Consider the following 5,541-nt stretch of genomic DNA (forward strand, 5'->3'; position numbering starts at 1 on the left):
GGGTGGGCGGCGTTCGTCGGGGGGCTTTCGGCGTGGGGCCTCTTGCTTCTGTGCGTCATCGTCACGGTCGTCCTGCTGGCGATGGCGAGGCAGGGGATGGAGCCGCTGCGGAACTCGGACGACTGGCTGTACCACGCCACCCGGGTCGTCCACTGGATCCAGAACCGCAGTGCCTTCCCCTACAGCGCGCACGTCATTCAGCAGAACATCGTGCCGTTCGGCAGTGAGCTGTTTTTCCTTTGGCCGGTGTTGCTGACCCAGTCGGAGTGGGTCGGCCGTCTGGTGTTCGGGCTGGCATTGCCGTTGGCGGCCGTCGGGCAGTACCTGCTCTTGCGCACCCTGCGACAGGGGCAGACGGTGGCCCTGGCGGGTGTGCTGATCTTGGTCTCGACACCACTGGTGCTCGCCAGCGCGATGGGCCTCAAGCCGGAAATCTGGGCGATCCTGACCTTGCTCGGTCTCGCGCACTGGGCGGTGACGGTGGGCTCGGCGCCGGGAGCGACCCGGTGTTTTTTCCTGGGCGTGTTCGCGGTCCTGAGCGTCAATGTCCGGTCGTTCCCGGTGGTGCTGCTGCCCAGTCTGGTGCTGATCGTGTGGTGGGCTTCCGGCGAAGTGTCTCGCGCCCGGCGACTGAAGTTCCTGGCCGCGGGTGGACTGTGCGGCGCACTGTTGAGCACGCTGCTGATCCCGTTGGTCTTCAACACCGTCAACCACGGTCACCCGATGGGGCCCGAGCAGGTGCAACGATCGGTGAAGACGAAGATCGAGCCACAGGTCATGTACACGCACGCGGTGCGCTTTGCGTTCCTGACGCTGGAGTTGCCGGATGTGCCTGTGTCTGAGGAGGCGCGCGCTGGCTTCGGTCGGGCGGCCAACCAGGCGGTGGCCGCGTTGGGGGCGGGCGAGCCCTTGCAGGGGGAAATCGCCTCGTCCTTGCTGGGCCCATTTGTCTACACGCTGCCAGAGCAGGCCGCCCGCTATTCGCTGTGGGGCCTGCTCTGGATGCCGGTGCTGCTGGTTGCGCTGGTGCACCTGACACGCAACCTGGTGTCAACATGGCCCCGCGTCCGGCTCACCGATGTGTCGGTGCTGGCCTTGCTGGCCATTCCCCTGTGGGCGGCGATTCTGTTCGGGGCGCGCTGGATGGTCCATGCGAACGTGCCTGAGCGGTTTCTGGTGGGCGCCTATACGCTGGCCTTGACCCTGGGCATCTCGGTGCTGTTTCCGCGCCTGTCGGGCAGCCGCGTTGCCAGGGCACTGGCGGCGATGGCGGTCGTGTATGCCGCGTTCCAGCCCGTCCGGGCGCTGGTTCAGGACGTGTTGCAGCCGGCTCCCGGGGCTGCGCCCGGCATGGTGCTCGACGAACCGTTCAGCGAGGTGGCCAGATCGGTGTTGCCCCCCGGGTCCCGTGTGCTGCTCGTGGGGGACAAGGATTCGCGTGAATACCCGCTTTTTGCGGCGGACGCACACTACGCCAACACGGTGATTCCCTGGGGGATCGGCGGTTTCGATCCGATCCAGATGCGTCGGCTCATGGACACGGAGCGGGTGACCCATGTGTTGATCCACAACGATCTGCAGGCCACCTTTTTCTGGTCGCCGGCCCACGATACCCGGCCGTTCGTGCAATGGCTTGAGGCAGAGGCGGGGCTGCGGGCGATTCCATTGCGTTCGCCTCGCCAGCGGCTGTACGAAGTGAAGGGGGCTGTGGCGCTGAACGAGGCACCGTTCCGCCTTGCGGAAGGACCTTCGGGGATGCCATTGGTCGGCATCGCCTCCGCGCTCCGGGACCAGGTGGGCCTCGATCCGGCCATGTGGCTGACACCGTGGCCGATCCAGGACCCGAGCGGCAACCAGCGCGGATTCCTGTGGCTGGGACAAGGGTATGCCGAGGGGTTGGAGTTCGCCCTGTGGTCGCGCCAGGACCGCGACGTGGACCTTCGGCTTGATGTGGCGCCCGGCCCCGGCCTGCCCAGCCCCGACCGGCGGCTCATGTTGCTGCACGACGATGTGCCGGTGGGGGACGTTCATGCTTTCCGCGGCGCAGCCTCGGTCGTCGTGCGCACCCGTCTGCACGCGGGGCGCAACCTCATCAGCCTGCTGGCGCTGGACATCGCCACGGTCAAACCCCAGCCCAATGGCGATCCCCGCAACCTGGTCATGGGCCTGAACGGTATCCGCGTCGAACCTGCGCAGTCTGGAGGCGCCGACGACCTCGAGCACCGCAGGCTGGACGATGCGCTGGCATCCAGTGCGCAACTGGCCGTCGGGCTGATCCACCGACGGCAGCAGGCCGACGGTTACTGGTTCACTTCGCACACGACCGGGACGCGCTTCGATCAGCCCGTGCAGGAGATGAATACCTACCTCACCGCCCTGATGGTCGATCTGATTGGTTCCGGGGCCACGCCGGCGGTGCTGGCGGGAAGCCTGGAGCGGGCCCGTCACCACCTGCGCAGCCAGATCGAGTCCAATGGCCTGGTCCGGTACCACGGCAAGCCCGGCGAGCGGGCCATGAGAGAGAACGGCATGTGCACCATCACGCCGGACACCGACGACACCGCGCTGGTGTGGCGCCTGGCGCCGGGCGCCGAGTCGCTGCGACCGGCCGCGCTGGAGACGCTGCGGCGCTACCGTGCCGACGACGGGCTGTACAAGACGTGGCTTGGACGGCCTGACGAGTACAGCTGCCTCAACCCCGGCGCCGACCCAAACCCCCCGGATGTGGGCATCCAGATGCATTTGCTCATGTGGCTGGCCCAGGTGGACCCGCCGGCGGCCCGCTCGCTCTGCACGGCGTTGCGAAACACCATCGATCAGGACCGCATCTGGGTCTATTACCGCAAGGCGCCGCTGGTGCCCGTGATGCGCCAGACGGACCTGAGGGCCGTGGGCTGCGACCTGCAGCTGCCGCCGGCTCGGGTGCAGACCGCCATTCCAGAACAGCAAATCTGGCTGAATGCGGCCAAGATGCTGGTGGCGTTGGAAGGGGGTGGGGATCAGGTGCCTGCCCCGGCCCAAGTGCGTCAATTGCTGCAGGCGCTCTCGGCCAACGGGTTCTCCGCCGTGAGACAGAATCCGCCCATGCTTTATCACAATGATCTCAGCGCCTCGGTGTCGCGGCTGTATTGGTCCGAGGATGTGGGGTACGCCCTCTGGCTGCGGCTGTATCTGGCCAGCGCAGGTCGCAAGTCATGACGAATCGGTCCCGCATCGCGCCGTGGGCGCTGCGCCTGTTGTCGTGCGTCAGGTTCGACGAGGTGCTCGTGCTGCAGGGGGCGCCATTGCTGGGCGCCGTGTTTGCCATGAATGCACTCACTTTCCAGGGAGTGGCGGCGCTCATGCTGCTGAGCCTGGGCAACGCCTTTCTGGTGGCCCACGTCTTTCTGCTCAACGACTGGTCCGGGGTACAGCAAGATCTTCTGGATCCGGCCAGATCGGCGGGGGTCTTTTTGAATCGCGGCATCCGGCGCCACGAGATCGGGGTGCTGATGCTGGTCCTGCTGCTGCTGAGCCTGCTGACCTTCAGCCAGCTGGGGCTGGCGACACTCGGCTTCGGGGTGATGATCGCGATCGCGAGTGCGCTTTACTCGTTTCCGCACGTGGGGATGAAGGGGATTCCGCTGGCCAACTCGCTGCTGCATCTGGTCAGCGGAGTGCTGCATTTTCTGATGGGCTACTCGGTGTTTCGACATCCGGACCTCAACGGCCTGAAGATCGGGCTGTTTTTTGCGGTGATCTTCAGTGCGGGACACCTGACTCAGGAGGTGCGCGATTGCGATGCCGATCTGCGCAATGGCATCCAGACCAATGCGGTGAGGTTCGGCAAGAGGCGCAGCTTCATCGCCGGATTTGTGTTGTTTACGCTGGCCGACGTCCTGTTGCTTGCGCTGGCATGGAGCGGTGCGGTTCCCTGGGTGCTTGGCCTGATCGTCGCCGCGCTGTACCCCTTGCATTTCTACTGGACGCTCCAGGCGATGCGCGAAGGGCTGCTGTTCGAGAGCGTGCGCCGGCTGCAACTGTGCTATCGGGTGCTCTATGCGGGCATTGGAGCCGCCATGATCGTTTCAGTGCTTTTGACATGAAAAAGTTCGTTCGTTCGAATGGTGCGAGGTGGTTCAACCTCTGGCACAGACATCACGTGTGACAGGACCACCACCATGGCTTCCCAGATCCCTCTGCGTTCCGGTACCGCCTTGCGCGAGCGCGCCCGTGTGCCCGCGGCCGCCGAGCTGGCCCAGATCCCCTGGCTGCAGCGCCTGACCGAGAGTGAGCGACAGCGCGCGGTCGACGCGCTGGTGGTGACGCAGGCCCAGGTGGGCGACTACATCTGCCGCATCGGTCGACCGGTCACCTACTGGTTCGGGTTGCTCGATGGCCTGCTCAAGATGAGCAACGACGACTCACAAGGCCCGGTGATCACCTTCACCGGCGTGGCGCCGGGCGGCTGGTTCGGTGAGGGCACGGTGCTCAAACACGAGCAGTACCGCTACAACATCCAGGCCCTGCGCCGCAGCCATGTGGCCGGCCTGCCGGTCGACACGTTTGACTGGCTGCTGGACCACTCCATCGGCTTCAACCGGTTTGTCATGCTCCAGCTCAACGAGCGGCTGGGCCAGTTCATCGCCGCGCGCGAGATCGACCGCATCAACAACCCCGACCTGCGCGTGGCGCGCAACCTCGCGGCGCTGTTCCACCCGCTGCTCGCGCCCAACGTGGGCAGTGTCCTGCGCATCACCCAGCAGGAGCTGGCCTACCTGGTGGGCCTCTCGCGCCAGCGGGTCAATGAAGCCCTGTCCACCCTGTCCGCCAAGGGCTGGATACGCATCGAGTACGGTGGCCTGCGGGTGCTCGACCTGGCCGCGTTGCGGCAAGGGGAGTTGTAGAGACCCCTGCGCCGCCTGCGGCGTCACCCCCCGAGGGGCGGCGCTGGCGGCCTGGCAAAGCCAGTTCCGCGGCGCCCTGGGTGCGGGGCTCGAGCTCCGGCGGCGTTGTGGCCCAGCGGGCGACGGGCACTTGTTCCGGTGGGTGTCCTGATGACCTTCAGTACCGCGCTGTGGTTCCTGCCGGCAAGGCGCACGCCGTGTGGTTCGCGCGCGCCCTGATCGCGTCCAGGTGGGCGCGCACCGCGCCCAGCGCCTGGGTGTGGCCGCGGTCCTTGGGCGGGCGCGGGGAATCGGTGATCGACTGCCCGCTCGCGATGCGGTCGACCTCGCCGCTCAGCTGGTCTTCGTGGTCGCGCATGTCGCGCCAGGCCTCGCCCAGGTCGGCGCAGCTGTGGTCCGCGTAGCTGCGCTCGGAAATCGGCGGCTCCGCGTCGGGACTGGGGCCCGTGGCACACCCGCCCAACAGCAAGAGGCACAGGACCGCGCACGCGGCGGGGAAACGTTTCATGGAGATGCGGCCTGTTCAATGGTTGTGGGCGGGTCGATTGTGCCGATGTTGCAGCGCCAATCTGGGATGATCCCCACATGACCACCGACAAGCCTGCACGCACCCTCAAGCTCACCCCGAGCGCCGCCAAAAAGACCGCCCCCGACC

General features: G+C 66.6%; 4 protein-coding genes. 3 read left to right on the forward strand and 1 reads right to left on the reverse strand.

What is annotated here, in order from left to right; genetic code table 11:
• From B0E41_RS12270 to B0E41_RS12280, 3 genes are all read left to right on the forward strand, one after another.
• Window positions 1-3,198, forward strand: a 3,198-nt coding sequence (locus B0E41_RS12270) for a glycosyltransferase family 39 protein (RefSeq protein WP_216350754.1), incomplete at its 5' end; no start/stop codon positions are given.
• On the forward strand, window positions 3,195-4,085 hold the full coding sequence (locus B0E41_RS12275; RefSeq protein ID WP_077331441.1) for a UbiA family prenyltransferase: 891 nt from the start codon (window positions 3,195-3,197) through the stop codon (window positions 4,083-4,085). The genes B0E41_RS12270 and B0E41_RS12275, both read left to right, overlap by 4 nt.
• A gap of 75 nt (window positions 4,086-4,160) precedes the next feature.
• On the forward strand, window positions 4,161-4,886 hold the full coding sequence (locus B0E41_RS12280; RefSeq protein ID WP_077331443.1) for a Crp/Fnr family transcriptional regulator: 726 nt from the start codon (window positions 4,161-4,163) through the stop codon (window positions 4,884-4,886).
• A 157-nt stretch (window positions 4,887-5,043) separates the two neighbouring features.
• On the opposite strand, the gene B0E41_RS12285 is transcribed toward B0E41_RS12280, so the two are convergent.
• Window positions 5,044-5,394 carry a hypothetical protein gene (locus B0E41_RS12285; protein WP_077331442.1) on the reverse strand — a complete coding sequence of 117 codons (351 nt, stop codon included), beginning with the start codon at window positions 5,392-5,394 and terminating at the stop codon, window positions 5,044-5,046.
• Window positions 5,395-5,541: the final 147 nt, after the last annotated feature.

This window comes from Hydrogenophaga sp. A37 (genome assembly GCF_002001205.1).
Classification (GTDB): domain Bacteria; phylum Pseudomonadota; class Gammaproteobacteria; order Burkholderiales; family Burkholderiaceae_C; genus Hydrogenophaga.